22 protein-coding genes are annotated in these 19,112 nt (G+C 40.4%); 7 read left to right on the top strand and 15 right to left on the bottom strand.

From position 1 onward, the window contains the following. Positions 1 to 85: 85 nt before the first annotated feature. Complete coding sequence (locus tag ACQKL6_RS08425) at positions 86 to 253, top strand: YjcZ family sporulation protein (RefSeq protein ID WP_427650957.1); 168 nt, start codon at positions 86 to 88, stop codon at positions 251 to 253. Positions 254 to 475: 222 nt separating this feature from the next. Continuing rightward, complete coding sequence (gene def / locus ACQKL6_RS08420; RefSeq protein WP_427650956.1) at positions 476 to 1,030, top strand: peptide deformylase; 555 nt, start codon at positions 476 to 478, stop codon at positions 1,028 to 1,030. Between the two features lie 72 nt (positions 1,031 to 1,102). On the opposite strand, the gene ACQKL6_RS08415 is transcribed toward def, so the two are convergent. Next, entirely contained in the window at positions 1,103 to 1,870 is a 768-nt protein-coding gene (locus ACQKL6_RS08415) for a Cof-type HAD-IIB family hydrolase (protein ID WP_402868042.1), read from the bottom strand. Positions 1,871 to 2,763: 893 nt separating this feature from the next. Between ACQKL6_RS08415 and ACQKL6_RS08410 the strand changes: the two genes are divergently transcribed. Both ACQKL6_RS08410 and rnjA read left to right on the top strand, forming a co-directional pair. Further along, positions 2,764 to 2,976: a DNA-dependent RNA polymerase subunit epsilon gene (locus ACQKL6_RS08410; protein ID WP_402868040.1), complete on the top strand. Its 213-nt coding sequence runs from the start codon at positions 2,764 to 2,766 to the stop codon at positions 2,974 to 2,976. Between the two features lie 3 nt (positions 2,977 to 2,979). After that, entirely contained in the window at positions 2,980 to 4,650 is a 1,671-nt protein-coding gene (rnjA, locus tag ACQKL6_RS08405) for a ribonuclease J1 (protein ID WP_402868038.1), read from the top strand. Positions 4,651 to 4,735: 85 nt separating this feature from the next. On the opposite strand, the gene ACQKL6_RS08400 is transcribed toward rnjA, so the two are convergent. The 8 genes from ACQKL6_RS08400 to ACQKL6_RS08365 form a co-directional block, all read right to left on the bottom strand. Then, a complete protein-coding gene (locus tag ACQKL6_RS08400; RefSeq protein WP_402868561.1) occupies positions 4,736 to 5,395 on the bottom strand; it encodes a potassium channel family protein in 660 nt (219 codons plus the stop codon). 72 nt (positions 5,396 to 5,467) lie between these two features. Then, complete coding sequence (locus tag ACQKL6_RS08395; RefSeq protein WP_402868037.1) at positions 5,468 to 6,598, bottom strand: N-acetyldiaminopimelate deacetylase; 1,131 nt, start codon at positions 6,596 to 6,598, stop codon at positions 5,468 to 5,470. Between the two features lie 70 nt (positions 6,599 to 6,668). Next, positions 6,669 to 7,379: a 2,3,4,5-tetrahydropyridine-2,6-dicarboxylate N-acetyltransferase gene (gene dapD / locus ACQKL6_RS08390; RefSeq protein WP_402868035.1), complete on the bottom strand. Its 711-nt coding sequence runs from the start codon at positions 7,377 to 7,379 to the stop codon at positions 6,669 to 6,671. 127 nt (positions 7,380 to 7,506) lie between these two features. Further along, a complete protein-coding gene (locus tag ACQKL6_RS08385) occupies positions 7,507 to 8,391 on the bottom strand; it encodes a LysR family transcriptional regulator (RefSeq protein WP_402868033.1) in 885 nt (294 codons plus the stop codon). 315 nt (positions 8,392 to 8,706) lie between these two features. Next, positions 8,707 to 10,251 (bottom strand): MDR family MFS transporter, encoded by a 1,545-nt coding sequence (locus ACQKL6_RS08380; RefSeq protein WP_427651002.1) that lies wholly within the window; start codon positions 10,249 to 10,251, stop codon positions 8,707 to 8,709. 91 nt (positions 10,252 to 10,342) lie between these two features. Next, the gene (gene cbpB, locus ACQKL6_RS08375; RefSeq protein ID WP_402868031.1) at positions 10,343 to 10,783 is read right to left on the bottom strand and encodes a cyclic-di-AMP-binding protein CbpB; all 441 of its coding nucleotides are present in this window, start codon (positions 10,781 to 10,783) and stop codon (positions 10,343 to 10,345) included. 124 nt (positions 10,784 to 10,907) lie between these two features. Then, positions 10,908 to 11,054: a hypothetical protein gene (locus ACQKL6_RS08370; RefSeq protein ID WP_402868029.1), complete on the bottom strand. Its 147-nt coding sequence runs from the start codon at positions 11,052 to 11,054 to the stop codon at positions 10,908 to 10,910. Positions 11,055 to 11,185: 131 nt separating this feature from the next. Continuing rightward, positions 11,186 to 11,425, bottom strand: a complete 240-nt coding sequence (locus ACQKL6_RS08365) for a YkuJ family protein (protein ID WP_402868027.1) — start codon at positions 11,423 to 11,425, stop codon at positions 11,186 to 11,188. Positions 11,426 to 11,608: 183 nt separating this feature from the next. On the opposite strand from ACQKL6_RS08365, the gene ACQKL6_RS08360 reads away from it, so the two are divergent. Beyond that, entirely contained in the window at positions 11,609 to 12,586 is a 978-nt protein-coding gene (locus ACQKL6_RS08360) for an MBL fold metallo-hydrolase (protein ID WP_427591059.1), read from the top strand. A 53-nt stretch (positions 12,587 to 12,639) separates the two neighbouring features. Further along, complete coding sequence (locus tag ACQKL6_RS08355; protein WP_402868022.1) at positions 12,640 to 12,873, top strand: glutaredoxin family protein; 234 nt, start codon at positions 12,640 to 12,642, stop codon at positions 12,871 to 12,873. A gap of 77 nt (positions 12,874 to 12,950) precedes the next feature. On the opposite strand, the gene ACQKL6_RS08350 is transcribed toward ACQKL6_RS08355, so the two are convergent. The 4 genes from ACQKL6_RS08350 to ACQKL6_RS08335 all read right to left on the bottom strand — a co-directional run bounded on the left by ACQKL6_RS08350 (position 12,951) and on the right by ACQKL6_RS08335 (position 17,210). After that, on the bottom strand, positions 12,951 to 13,451 hold the full coding sequence (locus ACQKL6_RS08350; RefSeq protein WP_402987717.1) for a DUF3993 domain-containing protein: 501 nt from the start codon (positions 13,449 to 13,451) through the stop codon (positions 12,951 to 12,953). A 193-nt stretch (positions 13,452 to 13,644) separates the two neighbouring features. Further along, positions 13,645 to 13,875, bottom strand: coding sequence for a hypothetical protein (locus tag ACQKL6_RS08345; protein WP_402868018.1), 231 nt, complete (start codon positions 13,873 to 13,875; stop codon positions 13,645 to 13,647). 72 nt (positions 13,876 to 13,947) lie between these two features. Next, entirely contained in the window at positions 13,948 to 15,153 is a 1,206-nt protein-coding gene (locus tag ACQKL6_RS08340) for an EAL domain-containing protein (protein WP_402868016.1), read from the bottom strand. Between the two features lie 200 nt (positions 15,154 to 15,353). Then, positions 15,354 to 17,210 carry an SLC13 family permease gene (locus tag ACQKL6_RS08335; RefSeq protein ID WP_402868015.1) on the bottom strand — a complete coding sequence of 619 codons (1,857 nt, stop codon included), beginning with the start codon at positions 17,208 to 17,210 and terminating at the stop codon, positions 15,354 to 15,356. Positions 17,211 to 17,370: 160 nt separating this feature from the next. On the opposite strand from ACQKL6_RS08335, the gene ACQKL6_RS08330 reads away from it, so the two are divergent. Continuing rightward, entirely contained in the window at positions 17,371 to 18,231 is an 861-nt protein-coding gene (locus tag ACQKL6_RS08330) for a metallophosphoesterase (RefSeq protein WP_427650955.1), read from the top strand. Between the two features lie 143 nt (positions 18,232 to 18,374). Here the strand turns inward: ACQKL6_RS08330 and crcB are convergent, their stop codons facing one another. Both crcB and ACQKL6_RS08320 read right to left on the bottom strand, forming a co-directional pair. Continuing rightward, on the bottom strand, positions 18,375 to 18,731 hold the full coding sequence (gene crcB, locus ACQKL6_RS08325) for a fluoride efflux transporter CrcB (protein WP_402868011.1): 357 nt from the start codon (positions 18,729 to 18,731) through the stop codon (positions 18,375 to 18,377). Next, positions 18,728 to 19,108 (bottom strand): fluoride efflux transporter FluC, encoded by a 381-nt coding sequence (locus ACQKL6_RS08320; protein WP_402868010.1) that lies wholly within the window; start codon positions 19,106 to 19,108, stop codon positions 18,728 to 18,730. The genes crcB and ACQKL6_RS08320 overlap by 4 nt, the downstream gene beginning before the upstream one ends. Between the last annotated feature and the right edge of the window lie 4 nt (positions 19,109 to 19,112).

The following is a 19,112-nucleotide window of genomic DNA, read 5'->3' as shown; positions in this document are numbered from 1 at the left end:
CGATTCAACCCCTACCGCATAGGCTGTATTAAACCATTTCAAATCAAGATGGTTGAATCCCAAAATATAAAACGGAGGTATAATTATGTATTATGGAGGTTTCACCCAAGATTGTTGTTATCCAGTATCCGCTGCACCAAGTTATGGTTATGGAGGTTATGGCGGTGGCGGCGGTTGTGGTTTCGGCGGCGGCTTCGCTTTAATCGTAGTCTTATTCATACTACTGATCATTGTCGGCGCATGCTTATGCTAAACAGATAATCACCCTCTCCCTTTACCCAAAATATCATGTAACTACCCTTATTAAAGAAAATTATAAATGAAAATGAAAAAGAAACAGACTATAATGCCGTAAATAATATAATGATAGGGATGGTCCTTCTTCCCTATCATTGTCTCTTATATTAACTTCCGAGCATATTTTTGTTAAAATAATCCCATACATATATTATGAAACTTAGTGGGGTGAAAGAACTTGTTTACAATGGATGATTTTGTTGAAGAAGACAATCCAATATTAAGGAAAGTGGCTGAAGAAGTTCCACTACCTGCTTCTGAAGAGGACAAAAAGGTCTTGGCCGACTTAATGGAGTATGTACAAAATAGCCAGGATACTGAAATCGCTTTGAAATATGGTTTGAGGGCAGGAATTGGTTTGGCCGCACCACAGGTGAATATATCCAAACGTATGATCGCCGTACATCTTAAAAATGAAAAAGGCGAATTAATTAGCTACGCTCTATTCAACCCTAAGCTCGTAAGCCATTCCGTTGAAAGGTCCTATCTTACCGCCGGCGAAGGCTGCCTCTCCGTTAATCGGCCCGTTTCTGGTTATGTACCTCGTTATGCCCGTATAAAGGTGTCCGGTACAAACATAGAAGGAGAAGAAGTTCAGCTCCGGTTAAAAGGTTTGGCCTCCATCTGCTTCCAACATGAAATCGATCATTTAAATGGCATTATGTTTTATGACCACATCAATCATGACGATCCTTTCAACGTCCCAGAAACTTACATTCCAATTGAAAGATGAGTTTCATCCCAGTAAAGGCAGCAAAGACCCCCACTGTTTATATAAGTGGGGGTCTTTGCTGCCTGCCTTACATTAAATCAATTCAAGTTCTTTTAGCCCATGGAGGATGCCGTCTTTATCGACGTCCGTTGTCACGTAATCAGCTTCCTGTTTGACGAGCTGTCCTGCGTTGCCCATAGCCACTCCATACCCCACAGCTTTAAGCATTTCTATATCATTTAAGCCATCTCCAAATGCATATACATCCTCAAGGTCAAATCCGACCTTTTTCATCAAAGTCTTTATCCCTTCAGCCTTTGAACCCCCAAAAGGCAAAACATCCGTTGAATAGGTATGCCATCTAATAAAGTTAAATTTATCGTACATACCCACGTACTCCGATTCTTCATCCTCAGAGCAAAATAATAAGGCTTGATAAATGTCATTATTTTCATAAAAATCCGCCTGATGCCCCGGATGTGGGAATTTTAGAGTGCTCAAGGCTTCTTCAATCCGATTATGATACGGAACGCTTGATTGCATCGTTTCCTCATTCATGAATACGATAGGCACTTCATTTTCCTCCGCAGCCTTATGCAGCCTTCTGATTTCAGATAGATTCAACGGGTTCTTATAGATGACTTCCCCTTCAAAAACGACATATTGTCCATTAAAACTAACGAATGTATCGATACCAAGTTCTTCTCTTAAGTCTTCAAACATGAATGGTGCACGTCCCGTCGCAATGGCTACGAAGACTCCGCTATCCTGCAGTTGCTTCACTGCTTTCTTTGTTGAAGCCGGTAATTTTTTTTCATGATCCAGTAATGTTCCATCAATATCAAAGAATACGATTTTCACTGACTATTCACTTCCAATTCATTCAGTTTACCTTTTTTAATATGTACCCATTTAATAATTGTCATTAAAATAAGTCAAGTAACTCCTTTTCAAAACACCACATTTATCCAGGTTTTTCATTCGTGGTTCAGCATATATTATATATGAGACATCTAAATCCCCCTTCACACTCTCCCAAGATAACCAAGCATATGGTAGAAATGACGGCCTTTTTTTCATAAATAAGCCTTTTACCTGTAAAGACGTATTTACTTTATTGAATAATCCTATACAATAATAACTAAGGGAGCGTGATCGCCATGTTAAAGAAGCTTCGTAAAAAGCTTGTAAAACAATGGAATGATCTTCTAAGAAAAAAATCAATCGCATGATGCCATTTTCATTCTGCCAATGGCCGTCATCCATTTGCGAGATTTTTTTGTACAGCCCTTCAAAAACTTGCGGAGGGCTTCTTCCTTGTTGTACAGTTCTTATTAAGCCTACTTTGAAAGATTACATGTACATACTATAATATCCATCTCTTTGCACAGGTTCACACATCGGTGATCCCCTTTCTTTTAGCAAGAAACCGATTTCACCAAGCATTGATTGAAGGATTATTTTTTAAATACATAGATGTTCCTTTTAAAGAGGCCCATTCCGGAACATTTCTTTATCCAATTAAGTTTTACATGTAGTAAAAACGGAAAGGATAAAGGATAGAGGTCGGTTAAACTACGAATTCAGCTATTTATTTTTATATACTATTCCGTATTGGTATAATAAGTTAAATAAAAACCCCTCTTCCAAAAGGTAAGTTGGGTTTGTTTTTCCATGATGTTGAAAAACATGTAAAAATTGTTGTTTTTATATATAATGAAAAAAGCAATGTAAACAAGTGAGGAGAGATTAAAATGGTTTTTAAGGTATACTATCAAGTAACCATATCTGAGGTTCCCATCAGGGAGAATACGCAAACGATGTATGTGGAAGGTGAATCCGTCCGCGACGTCCGTTTAAAGCTAAAGGAAAAACCTTATAACGTAGAGTTAGTAGCACCAGTAGCTGGCGCATATTTGGAATACGAAAAACAAAGTGAAGATTTTAAAGTATTGGAGCTAGGATAATTTATGAAATTTGTGAAAAACGATCAAACTGCTGTATTCGCCTTGGGCGGTTTAGGCGAAATCGGTAAGAACACATATGCTGTTCAATTCCAAGATGAGATCATCGTCATCGATGCGGGAATTAAATTCCCGGAAGACGAACTCCTCGGAATAGACTATGTGATACCAGATTACAGCTATTTAGAAAAAAATGTAGATAAAATTAAAGGTGTCTTCATCACACATGGTCATGAAGATCACATTGGCGGAATTCCATATTTACTAAGAAAAGTGAATGTCCCTGTATACGGCGGCAAGCTAGCCCTTGGACTACTTCGCAATAAATTGGAAGAACATGGTCTATTACGCCAGACAACGATGATTGAAATCAGTGAAGATGAAGTCATCAAATTCCGGAAGACTTCTGTCTCTTTCTTCCGTACGACTCACAGTATCCCGGATTCTTACGGAATCGTGGTTAAAACTCCTCCTGGACAAATTGTCCATACTGGTGATTTCAAATTCGACTTTACACCTGTAGGAGAACCGGCCAATTTGACAAAAATGGCCGAAATCGGAAAAGAAGGCGTATTGTGCTTACTATCCGACAGCACGAATAGTGAAGTGCAGAACTTTACGATGTCAGAGAGCCGCGTAGGCGATACGATTCAAGATATCTTCCGTAAAGTAGATGGTCGGATCATCTTTGCAACCTTTGCATCCAATATCCATCGCCTTCAACAAGTCGTTGAAGCAGCTGTTGAAAACGGCCGTAAAATTGCCGTTTTTGGACGTAGTATGGATTCAGCTATCGCTATCGGTCAAGAACTTGGTTATATCGTTGCACCTAAAGATACATTTATCGATGTACAGCAATTGAACCGGATGCCTGCAAACAAGGTGACCATCCTTTGTACAGGTAGCCAAGGTGAACCAATGGCAGCTCTTTCAAGAATTGCAAACGGAACTCACCGTCAAATTCAAATTATACCTGGAGATACTGTCGTTTTCTCTTCTTCACCAATTCCAGGTAACACGATCAGCGTATCAAGAACCATTAACCAATTATATCGTGCGGGCGCAGATGTCATTTCCGGTCCATTGAATAATATTCATACTTCCGGTCATGGCGGTCAACAGGAACAAAAGTTAATGCTTCGTTTAATCAAGCCAAAATTCTTCATGCCGATTCATGGTGAATACCGTATGCAAAAACTTCATGCAGGTCATGCAATGGATTGCGGTGTACCTGAGGAAAATTGCTTTATCATGGATAATGGTGAGGTACTTTCATTAAGTGAAAATACGGCTCAAATCGCCGGGAAAATCCCTTCAGGATCGGTTTATATCGATGGAAGCGGCATCGGCGATATCGGGAACATCGTTTTACGTGACCGTAGAATCCTATCCGAAGAAGGACTTGTTGTTGTCGTTGTCAGCATCAATATGAAGGAATTCAAAATCGCTTCCGGTCCGGATATCATTTCACGTGGTTTCGTTTACATGAGAGAATCTGGAGACCTGATCAATGATGCTCAGTCCCTCATCACCAAGCACCTGAATAAAGTGATGGAGCGCAAGACCACTCAATGGTCTGAAATCAAAAATGAGATTACAGATACTCTATCACCATTCTTATATGAAAAAACAAAACGCCGCCCGATGATCCTTCCGATCATCATGGAGGTACAATAATTAAGAAACCCCAGCCGAATGGCTGGGGTTTTTTTTAGTTTAAAGGAAAGGAGGACCTGCAGAAATCGGCAGGTCCTCCTTTTTTTTAATCGACGATTTTCTTTTCAAACCGATTGATGTCAGAATCGGCTCCAATGACTATCAAGATATCCCCTTTATGGATCAAATCATTGGCCTGGGGCGAAACATTAATTTCATTTTCTCTTTTAATCCCGACAATATTCAACCCGTAGTGGGCCCGGATGTCTAGATCGAATATCGATTTTCCGTTCATCTTTTGGCTTGCCACGATTTCCACAATGGAATGTTCATCGGAAAGCTCAAGATAATCCAGGATGTTATTAGAACCGATGTTATGGGCAATACGCCTTCCCATATCCCGTTCTGGATGAACCACGAAATCCGCTCCAATCTTTCGGAGCACCTTCTCATGATAGTCATTCTGGGCCTTGACCGTAACATTGCTGACACCCAGTTCTTTAAGCATGAGGGTCGTTAAAATGCTTGCCTGAATATTTTCCCCAATAGCGACAATGACGTGTTCAAAATTCCGGATACCGATATTTCTAAGTACGTTTTCATCAGTCGTATCTCCAACGACGGCATGCGAAGCTATTCTGGCATATTCATTAACGCGGTCTTCATCCACATCGATGGCTAGCACACCCATTCCCTCTTCTGCCAAGGTCCTAACAATACTGCCGCCAAAACGGCCAAGCCCTATCACTGCAAATTCCTTTTTCACAGTAAGCCCTCCAAACTCTTCCATTCGTCTTACAGGATATATCATCATTTACCATGGTCATACCCTCTACTGTTATGCTCTTTTACCTTTATACGTTATATACTTTGCTAAATGATCGATGGCAAGTTGAATGGCTTTCTCATCGGGCATTAACTTGGCATGATGCAACCCATAATCGGATGCTACACCAAGCCAGAACATGAAGCCCGGAATCTCCTTCAACATATAACCGAAGTCTTCCCCCGTCATCGCTTCTGTACAGCGATGCAATTGAACCTCTGATGATTGTTCGGTGAAATCCATGAATTCACTGGTCAACTTCTCATCATTATATACTTGATGATACATGCAGCCATAGTCTATTGTCGCTTTACACTCATATCCTACTTTAATGCCCTCTACAAGGGCTTCGATCCGTGACTTAACCTTAACCATCGTTTCAGGGTCCAGGGTCCTTATAGTGCCTTCTAAACGAGCCTTCTCCGCAATGATATTTTGAACGGTTCCTCCCGTAATCTTTCCAATGGTGATGACCGCTGAATCCAATGGGTTCACATTACGGGAAACAATGGTTTGCAATTGTCCCACAAGTGAACAGGCAGTAATGACCATATCATTCGTATTGTGCGGATATGCTGCATGTCCGCCCTTGCCTTCCAGATCGATGAATAGTTCAGATGTATTTGCAAATAAAAGCCCCTCTTTAACCGCAATCGTCCCAACCGGGTATTCAGGTGCCACATGGAGAGCAAGTATCATGTCAGGCTTCCATTTTTTCATAGTCTCGGATTTCAACATCGGTTCAGCCCCGCCAGGCCCTTCCTCAGCCGGTTGAAAAATGAATACTAAGTCATCATCGATTGGATATTCAACAAAATGTGTCAGTAGACCGAGGCCTATGCTCATGTGGAAATCATGTCCACACGCATGCATATAGTCGTCATGTGTAGAGGCAAATGGCAATCCTGTCTCTTCTATAATTGGCAAACCATCGATATCAGCTCGGTAGCCAATTACCTTATTGGGATTATTTCCTTTGATTTTCACGAAGATCCCTGTTTTCCAAGTTTCGACTTCCATTCGTTCTGAAGCCAAGTTCATTATGTATGTAAGCAAATATTGTTGCGTCTTGAATTCTTGAAAACCTATTTCCGGTATTTGATGTAAATCGCGCCGTATCGTAACAAACGGGCTCTGTTCCATATTTTTTCACTCCCTATACAGAAAGCGTGGATATAGGTATCCACGCTCTTGAACATATTTCAGGTTGGAATTAAAGTTGACGAAGCTCTTGCATGATTTCAGTTTTTGATTTTGTTTTTTCATCTATTTGTTTAATGACTTTAGCCGGTATACCAGCAGCCACTGAGTATGGAGGGACATCTTTCGTGACGATGGCTCCTGCCGCCACAACTGAACCTTTCCCGATTGTAACGCCTTCCAGAACGACTGCGTTAGCACCAATTAACACATCATCTTCCAACACGACAGGTTTTGCTGAAGGTGGCTCAATGACACCAGCAAGGACAGCTCCAGCCCCCACATGACAGTTTTTGCCCACTGTTGCACGTCCTCCAAGAGTTGCATTCATGTCGATCATTGTACCTTCACCAATAACAGAACCGATATTGATTGATGCTCCCATCATGATAACCGCATTGTCACCAATTGAAACTTGGTCACGAATCACTGCACCTGGCTCGATGCGGGCCTTGATGCCTTTTAAATCTAATAGTGGTATAGCAGAATTGCGACGATCATTTTCAATCACATAATCTTCAATCTTCGATCCAGCTGTTTCGATAGCCGTTTCAATTTCAGACCACTCACCGAATACAACGCCGGTGTTGCCTGTAATGAAAGTTTTAGCAGCAGGGCCAAAATCTACGCCATCTAATTCACCTTTGACATATACCTTTACTGGTGTTGACTTTTTACTATTGGAGATAAAAGAAATAATTTCATTTGCATCCATTTTGTTCATGCTCGGTAAAACCTCCTAATTATGTATCGTTACTCGTTTTAAATTTAACAGACAACAGCTTACAAGACAAGGAATGAATATCTTTTTATAAATGGTTTTTACTAGCGTGACACCATCTTTCGAAGACTCACAACATGCCTTGATCACGTATATGTTCTTTGACCACTTCCGTGAAGGCTTGTACCTGTTTAAGCTGAAAAGCAGATTCATATCCACAAAGCCATGTATCCCGTTCGATTGAATGGTTTTGTCCATCCAAGAGGGGAATCTTAAAGATATTCGTGTCTTTATCATGTAAAGTGATGGCAGGTAGGATCGCATAGCCAATCCCATTGAATACCATTTGCTTACATGTTTCAATTTGATCGACGACTATCGTATTTTTAGGGGTGGTCTTGAATTGACGATGCCACCAATCCTGTATTTCCTGATAATAATTCGAATCACTTTTAAACTGGATAAAAGGGCGATCCGTTTCGAATACCTGGTCCAGTTCCTTCATCTCTGTGTCCACCAGGTAAAGCATATCCGTAAACAAATGCTGTTTTACGCCTTTCCAATCTGGTGCCCCACGGATGATGCCGATATGTACCTGCCCCTCATATAAGGACTTTAAAATTTCACTGCTCCAGCCAGTGATTAAAGAAATTTTGGCATAGGGATATTTTTGTACGAACTTTTTCAAAACTTGTGGTAACCAGTTCTGTCCGACTATTGAAGCACAAGCAATTTTCAAGGTACCATATACTTCATGATCCATTGCCTGGATACTTTCCCTCACCGTTTCTTCCTTGGCCAATATATCATTAGCCAATCGAATGACCGCTTCACCAGCAGGTGTCAAGGAAAGCCCTTTTTGCGAACGCAGGAATAACTTTGATCCCCAATCCTTTTCTATTGTTTGCAGACGTTGTGAAAGCGCAGGCTGGGAAACGAATAAACGCTCCGCAGCTTTCCTCATATTCATCTCCTGGGCCAAAACGGATAATAAGTGATATTCTGAAAAAGACATACACACCAACCTCTTGATAATTAATTCTTATCACATTGATTCATTTTATATAAATTTAATTATCAACAAAGATCACCTATATTACAAGAGAAAAGAAATGGAATGAAACTCATGAAGATGTTTTATTGCTCATCATCGGGTTTGCGGCGTCTAGAGTGCCATGATCTAAATTCTCGAAAGAAGCCCCCCCACCCAACAGTTCAAATTTATTTTACATGGCCAACGCCTCATTGATTCATCTTGGCACTCGTGTAGGCAAGATTTGAGCATCCAAAAAAAGAGGCAACCCATGTGTAGATTGCCTCTTCTTTCTAACTATTCAGTTCGCTTTTCCCTTTTCTTTAGTCTTGTCAGAGTCACAAGACTAATAACGGCAAAAAGTAAGACGATAAGATAAATGGTGTGCAGGGACGTCGTAAGTCCTTCCTGTAATACCTCTACTACATCTTTAGGCAGCATAGCACGCTCTTCACTATCCAATAATTTATTGGCTGTGTCGATCGTCACTTTTGAATCAACTGCTGCATGTTCATTCAAATAGGCTTGCAGCCTTGTATTCATGACTCCCCCGAGTAAAGCGGCTCCCACAGTATTCCCAAGATTCCGCATGAACATATTCGAGGCAGTTGCAATCCCCCGGCGTTCCCAACTGACCGTCTTTTGTATGACGACGATGAAAGATGTCGATGTCAAACCCATCCCCACCCCAACAAAGAAAGATCCCATTGCTGCAATAAGTGGACCAGCTTCTGGCTTCATCAAAACTAAAATCGCGCTTCCAAGAATCAAAGAAACCCCACCAAGGAGTGATGTAGCCTTAAACCCTATTTTTAACAAGAGTCTACCAGCAAAAACCGAAGCAATTGGCCAACCAATGGACATGGCAGTCAGTGTAAAACCTGCAACTGTCGGTGAGCGTTCCATTACTCCTTGAACAAACGTTGGCAGGAAACTCGACAACCCAATCATCATCACCCCTGTTGTCAGGGAAACAAGGTTCGCTATTAAAATTGAGCGCTCTTTCCATATTTCAAATGGCATCATTGGCTCGGAAGCCCTTTTTTCCTGAACGATGAATAAAATAAACGAAACGACGGCAATTCCAACAAGTGAAATGGCTGGAGTAGAAGCCCAGGACCATTTTACTCCACCTTGGACAAGGACCACCATCAAGGTGGATATCGATAAAGTTAACAACGCCGCCCCTATATAGTCAATATCACGTTTTTTCTTTTCAATATTTTCATGAAGGAACATCCAGATTCCAACAAATGATAGTAAACCCAGGGGAATGTTGATCCAGAATACAAGTCTCCAAGAAAGAGACTCGACAATCAACCCGCCCAATGCCGGTCCCATGACAGCAGAAATACCCCATACGCTTGAGAGGTATCCTTGGATGCGGGCCCTCTCTTCATTCTTATAAATGTCCCCGACAATGGTTGAGGCTACTGGCGCGACCGCCCCGGCACCAAACCCCTGCAGAAATCGATAAAATATGAGCTCCGTCATCGAGTCAGCAAAGCCACATAGAACCGAACCAATCAGGAAGACGATAATGCCAAATAAAAGAACAGGCTTTCGACCGACTATGTCGGATAACTTTCCATATATCAAGACCGTCACGGCATTCATAAGTAAATAGCCGGAAAAAACCCAGCTATATAATGAAAAGCCACCCAGGTCACTGACAATGGCAGGCATGGCCGTCGACACAATGGTACCTTCAATTGCATTCATGAACATCGCCATCATGATCGCCGCAAGGATGAATGGCCGCTTTAATTTTAAGTTTTGACCGTTCGAAGTATTTATTGCTTGTACCAAGTTACGCATCCTCTCAACTAATATGATATCTATGGTTAACCCATTTTTAGTGATTTATGTAGAATAAGAAAACTCGCCACTTGGCGAGTCTGAGGTAAACTGTTCATTTACTATGGATATTTCCTCATTCAGGCAACAATTGTTCTTTAAAGACTTTCTTCAAAATCGCCCTTCTCGTAAGAATGCCTTCAAATAGATGTTCGTCATTCTCAACACAGACAAATGGATGATCAATTAACATTTCTACCCCTTTTATCAATGGATCGTCTATATTCAGACGAGGTATATCTATATTCATAATTTCGGAAACTTTTTTATTCTCCAGATTATCAAATTCAATTCTCTCAAGTCCCAAGATAGAGTCGAGAATGACTGGTGTGCTGATTAAGCCATGCAGTTTGTACATTGGATCTAACACAGGAATGGCCGTATAACCGCTCTTCGTTAATACCAATAGCGCATGTTCTAAATTATTGGTTACCTGCACGTGGGCCACGCGTTCAGAAGAAATCATTAAGTCTTTCACGCTGGATTCCAATAAATCCCCATCATGAGTACCGATCATGTTAAAACCCCTTACCATATGTTTTTATATATATATCCCTTATTCTAGTTTAACATAAACACGCAGAAAAGGCCCAATCAAACACCCCTTCAATTCCAAAAAAAGGGACCTTTTAAAAGGTCGATTACCCCTTGCTTGTTTTGATATCACCTTTTTCATAACCACATTCAGGGCATCGATAAATAACATTTTGATTGGACTGGGCGGTTAAAACATCCTCTAATATCCTCTCATCGGAACAAACAGGGCATATCGCTTTTGGTTTTTTCATCTTCATCCCTCCTCTTTATAATGTGTCATAAAGTCATTGTATTCATTCAAACCACCTGGCTCCCTAAATCACACTAATAAACAAAATAAAAAAGCTGCTTTCCTAATGGAATGCAGCTTTTACAAATTAAATTAAGATTGAAGAAGATCAAAGATTTCAATGGTAATCATATCAACATTATCGAATTGATATTTTGATGATTTCCCTTTATCACTGTATACTTCAAGCTCGAACATTTCTGTTTTGCTGAAATATGTAACCTGGCATTTTTTCACACCATCTATTTCAAAAAAACGCTGAGCAGATTCAGATTCCTTTGCTTGCTCTTGAAGACTTTTCAATCTGGTAAGAATGCCCTGTAATTGAGACATACTCCCTCTCCTTTCTGAATAAAACCTTTTCGATAGGTTTCACTATACCATACTTTTCTATACAGTAGCCACGCTGAAATAAATTCAGAATAATTAAAACCTTCATTCTTTACATGCTACTATTATCAGAATAAAATAAGGAATGAATTTTGTACACAAAAAATTTTCCGGAGGTGCATTTTATTGGTTAAGGTTAGTGATCTCGGTTATCGTGTTTCTCTCATTGACGGTTTTGATCTAGGTAGGGAGAACCGAACTGGTACGTATGTAATGGCCGATAGGGACATTACTTTAGTTGAGACATCTGCCAGCCCCTCCATCCCTCATGTACTCAAGGGGTTGCAAGCGCTGGGGATTGCTTTAGAAGACATTACATATATCATTCTAACCCATATTCATTTGGACCATGCAGGGGGGGTTGGCCTTTTTTTACAGCATTGCCCGAACGCAAAAGTGGTTGTCCATCCAAAAGGTGCGCGCCATCTTGAAGATCCAACGCGATTGGTTGCAGGGGCAAAAGAGGTCTACGGTGCGGATTTCGACAAACTTTTCAACCCCATCCTTCCAGTTCCGCACGAAAAAATCATCATTAAGGGAAACAAGGAATCCCTTGAAACGAGCGACAACTGTACCTTGACCTTGTATGATACCCCAGGCCACGCAAACCACCATCTCAGCATATACGATTCAGTTTCAAAAGGAATGTTTTCCGGTGATACGGTCGGTGTGTACTATCGTGAACTTGAACCAGATGGCATCGAATTATATTTACCTTCTACATCACCTAATCAATTTAATCCCATAGCGATGCTTGCCGCTGCGGATTTGTATGAAAGTTTGGATGTGAATCGGATATATTTTGGCCATTACGGCGTTTCGGATAATCCAACGGAAGTATATAAACAATTGCGTTACTGGTTGCCCATTTTCGTTCAAACAGCTGAAACTGCCTTCAACGAATACAAAACGTTCAAGGAACAAGTCGATGCAACTATAGAAATGATTTTCGATAAAGTCACCACCCACCTTGCATCAATGGGCATAACGGGGGACCATCCCGTGTTCGAGATTATTAGGATGGACCTGGAAGTCTGTTCCATGGGGTTAATCGACTATTTGGTCAAACGTGATAACCCAGGATATAATCCTATCCAAAAGTAGTGCCATTCTTTATAATGAATAAGAACTCAATTAAAGATTATTTGGAGGAAATCATGAAAGACATTACCCTATATACACAACCCGAATGCCCTCCCTGCAAGATAACGAAATTGTTTCTGGATGATAACAATATCGAATATAAGGAAAAAGATATTAAAGCAGATGGGCATGCCCGCAAAGAATTAACTAATAAATATGGATCATATTCCACACCTACAGTAGTCATCGATGGAAAAGCCATCATTGGTTTTAATATCGATGCCATTGAAAAGGAATTGAATCTTTAATTTTAAAAAAGTCTAAAGAAGATCATCCTTCTTTAGACTTTTTTCATGCTGGATATTCGATTATCCAATCAACTATATTACTTATCTGCCTGTTCTTTTTGATTTGCGCTTTCATATGAAACGTCGGCAACCTTCCAGACGTCATTTTCTTTTTTCAAGGTAACTGTCTCTACATGTTTCCCGGAAGTGACAGGGCCCCCTTCTGATGCCTCAAATGACTCTTGTACATACATGTAGTCCAAGTTTTCCCCATAGATTACTTCTGTATGATCATCATAGCTAAAGAAAGGAATATAATAGGGTGCGAAATCCGAACCGAAGGCCATATAACCTCCCTCGACTTGCACGACATTGGCTTTATAAAACTTATCTATGAACTCTTCCGTGAAGTGATCATTCAGTTTTCCTTTAATGTCTTTCTCCGTTCTTATTTCCTCACTGAGTGAACCTTGATCATTTAATGCTTCCTGCATTAACGAAAATACTTGTTCCCTATGTATGCCTTCTTCTGCAGTAACAGGTAAGCCTCCGATTAAAAGAAGAGCACTAACGACGCAAGCAACTAAATATTTTTTCATAGTTTCATCTCCTAGGTAGTATAATATCCGAATCATACCGGTTTTTGTCTATACTTTTCCTTACCCGCCATGGATAAGACCAAACTGAAAAAAAATACCATATTGGAAAACTACCCGAATATTGGTAGTTTTCTTCTCGCTATTCCATAAAAAAAGAAGATTTCATAATTTCCGAAATCTTCCTTCTTATGAATTATTTAAATGCATAATAAAAAATGAAACCAGCAATCAAGACCGTTGCAACCAATAAAGAAATAAAAATCGGATTCCACAAATATGGATGCTCTTTTACTGAATCATCGAGAGACGAATCGTACTTCCCTTTGACCGCTTTCTGCCCTTTTGCAACAGAATAGGTATAAAAGAGTAAATATATCGACATGATGATTACGACAATGAGTAGAATCCAAATATATGTACTCAAAATATGTCTCCTCCAAGCATTATTTTTGCTTATCGTTACACATTTTGAACAATATTATACCTGCATCCGCTTTTATAACAAGGCTTCGTTTTCATAGAGGAAGCTATAGGACAAATCAAAGAAAATATATTCTTTATTATTCAGCGGATATGAAAAGGTTCTAATCGTCTCCCCCGTTTCGATATCACTGTACAGATCAGATAAAATGCCTTTTTTTTCATTGCGCATTTTAACGATATTTTCAAGGAAATAAGGGCGCCAGCTCCAATTATGATTCATATATTTAGGTTGGACCACCCATTGTCCGTCTTTATGAAGAATATTAGGCGATTTCTGATACCCTTCTTCATCACAAATATATAACCGAAAACATACTGAATCCAATTTTTTCGCCAGGATTCCGAGGAATTCCTCATGCGAACCTTTTCCTTTTTGTTGTTTGATGAAATCTTGCATCCCTTCATTAAACTGCAGGGTTTTTTGATAAACGGCTTCCATCTTTTTTGTTTCCAGAGATATGAAAGATTGGCATTCCTGATGAAATTTTTCTCGAAGTAAATCTTTATCAATAAATTCCCCGTCAGGTTTTGCTAAGAAATACCCCTGATAATAACGCCCCCCATTCTTCCAAGCAAAACGGAGCTGGTACTCAGACTCGATATTTTCAAACAGTAAATTGGCCCCTATCCTACGTGCTAGCATACTGAGCGAGAAGAGAATGACCTGGTATGCGTCTCCCCCTGATATTCGAAGTTGATTCAAATTCACTTTTAAAATATTCGGAGAAATCTGAGCAATATGATCGAGTTGACTATCTTCCCCAAGATGATCAAATGCTATTTTAATGCCGTATGTTTTAAAATAGGCGAGTACATGTTGTAATGGTTCGTAGTTTTCCGGGCTGATCGTATCCGATAGTTCAAGAACGATTCTATTCATTTCCTCCGGTTGAAAGTGACGATGGAGAATTTCCATAAATTCTTCGCCATGATCGAGCATAAGCAAATTGGGATCGCGATTAATAAAAATGAGAAAATCCTCACCATAATCCCTTATTCGTTCGAGAGCTATTTCCAACACATAATTATCCACTTCTATCCGATATTCTTCAGGCACGGAAGAATCGTGAAAAAAAGTACCAAGACTTTCATATTCGCCCTTTTCCTCATAGCGCCCTAGTATTTCATACCCGATGACCTGATGTTGATCTGCACTGAAAATGGGTTGAAAAAAAGGTGTTACCCTGTCTAAATTCTTTAATATTTTTTCTGCATCCATGATGTATTCCCCCTAATTACGAAACATCAATATGCAAAAATTATACCATTAGTTGTTGGCGTTGATAATACTAACTTTCGCAATCCTCCCTTTTCACCCTTTATATGGGTAAAAATATAGGAAGGAATCTCTATTATTTTACTCGGATATAGTAAAAGGCCATTGTTCTAAAATCGAACAATGGCCTTTTTAATGCACGATTAAAATGGGAAGAACAATGGAATCGTTATGACCACGATGACACCGATGAAGATTTGTGTCGCAATGCCTATGACGGTGAAATCTTCATATTTATAATCGCCCGCAGTCATGACCAACGCATTTGTAGTCGCCACTCTTGGTGTCGCCAAGGCCAGGCTTCCTGCAACCGCCAGTGAGAGGAAAACCGGAACGGGATCGATTCCCTGATTGACTGCCGAGGTTAATGCCAGGGGCGTCATAACGACTGTAGCTGCCCCATACGGGATGAATTGGCTCAGGATCAGGGTCAAGAGATAAAAGACCGCCAATAATCCATGTGCACCAATATTATTGAATAATAAAGCCATCCAATCACTTATCATCCTGACACCACCTGTATCATCAAAAGCAGCGGTCAGCCCCAGCATGGCCGCAATTAATAGGATAGGTTCCCAATTTATCTTTTGATAGGCATCTTCCATGGAACGGACACAGCCAGTTACGATCATCAGCAAGGCAGCGGTAAGGACCGACAAAGCAGGAGGAATCGAATCAATCGATAATAGAACGATCATGATGCCCATTATGGTCAAGGCAATCCACGTTTTGGATTTTGAATCCACAGCGGAACTTTCTTCTGAGGTTGTACCTATCACTATCACATCCTCTAGATCGGAAGAAATCCTCTCGATATTCTCCCACTCCCCGTGAATCAATATCGCATCGCCAGGTTTCAAACGCTCTGTTCCGACATCCGCCTGGATATATTCACCATTCCTATTGATTGCAAGCACGTTACATTGGTATTTTTCACGAAAATGAACATCAATAAGAGTTTGATTTTCATAGTCCGAGTTCGGGACGATCAATATTTCCGTCAAACCAAATTTACTGCTAAGGAAATGTTTCTTAATTTGTTCCGTATTAAAGTGTTTGAATTCCAATTCATAGTGCTCCGCTAATCTCTGAACCGCGTCTTCTTCACCAAAAACCAAAATGATGTCATCCGGATGCAGTACCTCATTGGCCCTGGCAGATATCGTTTGTTGCTTTTGAAGCAACGGCAACTGCTTGTCTTTGGATTTCCGTTGAATTTCAATTAATGTCAATTCATATTGAATGGGAAGCTGAAGGTCGGATAGCCTTTCTCCGACAATATCCGATGAAGCAGGAATGTGTAGGTAATGCAAAAGATCATACACTTTGTACATTCCAGCCAGTTCCCCCGCGGATAAGCCCTTTACACTATTATTGGCTGCAATTGTTTTTTCCGGTAATAGCAAACGTCCCAGTGTGAGCATGAAGAAAAGCCCAGCTATAAATGCAATCAAACCGATTGGTGCGAAATCAAAGAAAGAAAATGTCTCTAACCCATTTTCCCTCAATACATTGGCTACAATCATATTTGACGGGGTACCGGTTAGTGTAATGAGTCCGCCAATACTGCATGCATAGGCCAGTGGCAATAAATAACGGGTCGGACTTGTTTTTTGTTGCAAAGCCATGCTCATTACAAGTGGAAGCAAAATGGCAACAATACCGGTACCGCTTAATAGTGCACTTAATAGGCCTGCCGTTACCATGACGATCAATAGTGACTTCCACTCATTCCCACCACAATAGTTAAGCAATTTGTTTCCTATCTTTTCTATGATTCCAGTATTGAATAATCCTGCCCCGACGATATATAGGGCCGCTAGCATAATCACTACGGGATTGGCAAACCCCGCCACCAGTTCATTAAATGTAAGTATGCCAGTCAGCCCCAGAACAGCAAGGGCACAAAGAGCGATTAAATCCGCACGAAATTTACCTTGTATAAAAAGCGCGAACGCGCATAGAAGTATAATCAGTGTAATAAACATTGGTTCGGTCATCATGCTACCTCCGTGTAAATGTCAGTTTTAAACTGGATATTAACCATTCGACTCCAATAAACTAGGTTTCCCTTTGCCTATAGAAGAGATTTCTTCTAATTATGTACATTGTTTGTTAATATGAGGAAGTAACATTCTTAATGTAGATAGGTTGATTAATTTGAGTAAAAGTATTTCCCGAAGAACATTTATAAAAAATGGCCTGCGTACGCTGGCGACTGTAACTGGTTTAAGCGTTGGGGGCGGATATTACGCCCATAACTTAGAGCCAAAGTGGTTAGAAATAAAGCACAATTTTATCAGCCACCCTCTTATTCCTAAAGGTTTTGATGGTATGAAAATGATACAGTTCAGCGATACCCACTTAGGCTTTCAATTTCAGCTTAGTGACTTGCAAGCGATTGTCGAGAAGATAAACCAAATGGATCCGGATATTGTTTTATTTACCGGTGATTTGATGGACGAGCCCAATAAATATAATGCTCAAAATGAAATCCCACCTGTGTTGAATCAACTTAAAGCGCCCTTGGGCAAGTTCAGCATTTTCGGTAACCATGATCACGGTGGGTATGGCTCCGAGATATATCGAGATATCATGGAAAAATCGAATTTCACCATGTTGCAAAATAATTCCGCCCGGGTTTCATTACTTTCAGCAGAAGAAATATTCCTAACTGGTGTGGATGATGCGATGCTCGGAAAACCTGACTTTGAAAAGGCTCTCTCAGGTATACCAAAAGGGGGGTTCGCCATTATGCTCTCCCATGCTCCAGACCTGGCAGATATATCTAGCACTTATGATATCCACTATCAGATTAGCGGGCACAGTCACGGCGGGCAAGTTCAAATTCCTTTGATTGGTGCCCTTGTCACTCCCCCATATGCCGAAAAGTATACGGAGGGGACCTTTGATCTTGGTTCCTTGACTCTACATGTTAACCGAGGTCTTGGCACAACCCGACTTCCTTATCGCTTTTTATCGCGCCCTGAATTGACCATTTATGAACTAAGAGCAGAATAACAAGAAATACAGGGGAAAATCGCCAGACTCATTAACAAAGCCTGTGCGTGAAAATTCCTATGTAGTGAATTATAGCATTAGATGGTGAATGGAAACACCTCGATAATTTTACCATCCTGCAAAAGTGTTAATGGATAAGACCTTTAAAGCATATAACCATATAGGAACGCCAAGATGCCACCAATAACCGATACCGTTATGTAGATAAGACATTCTATGTAGCGGTGTTTTTTCATAAGGTCAAGAGCTTCCATACTGAAAGTGGAGAAAGTCGTAAAAGCACCGAAAAATCCCATTGAAAGCATCAACTGCATAGAAAGTTCCCATTCTTCCTTTCTTGGAAAGATCCATCCTAACCCGAAACACCCAATTAGATTAATTAGCAAAATACTAAATGGTATGGGCTTCGAAGGCAGAAGCTTATTAAATAAAGTCTGAAACATATATCTGAAGGCTGCACCGAAAAACCCTCCAATCAAAACGGAGAAAACATGAATCACAAGGTCTCACCTCTTTTGTCAGTAAAAGGACGCAGCCCTATAAAACCAGCAAACAGTCCCATTACAAGCGTAGCTCCTAGATAAATCGCTGCTTGAATCATGGAATGCCGCATAAGCGTTACCATTTCCTGAGAAAATGTAGACATCGTGGTAAACCCTCCGCAAAACCCACTACCAAGAGCTAAAAAAACGAGTGACTTTTTTTTAGAGGCGAAATACCCATTTATCGTTCCAAGCAAAAAACACCCTACTATATTTATAAGGAGCGTCCCAAATGGAAAGAAAAAAACGGATGTCGAGGCACTAATTGAATAGCGTACTAATGCTCCACCCGCACCTCCAAAACCTACGGCCAAAACCTTCTTAAACGGCTCCATAAAA

The sequence above is a fragment of the Peribacillus sp. NPDC097197 genome, from assembly GCF_050278025.1.
GTDB lineage: Bacteria > Bacillota > Bacilli > Bacillales > DSM-1321 > Peribacillus.
Note: the sequence above shows the minus strand (reverse complement) of the source record. Positions and strands in the feature narration are given on the sequence as shown.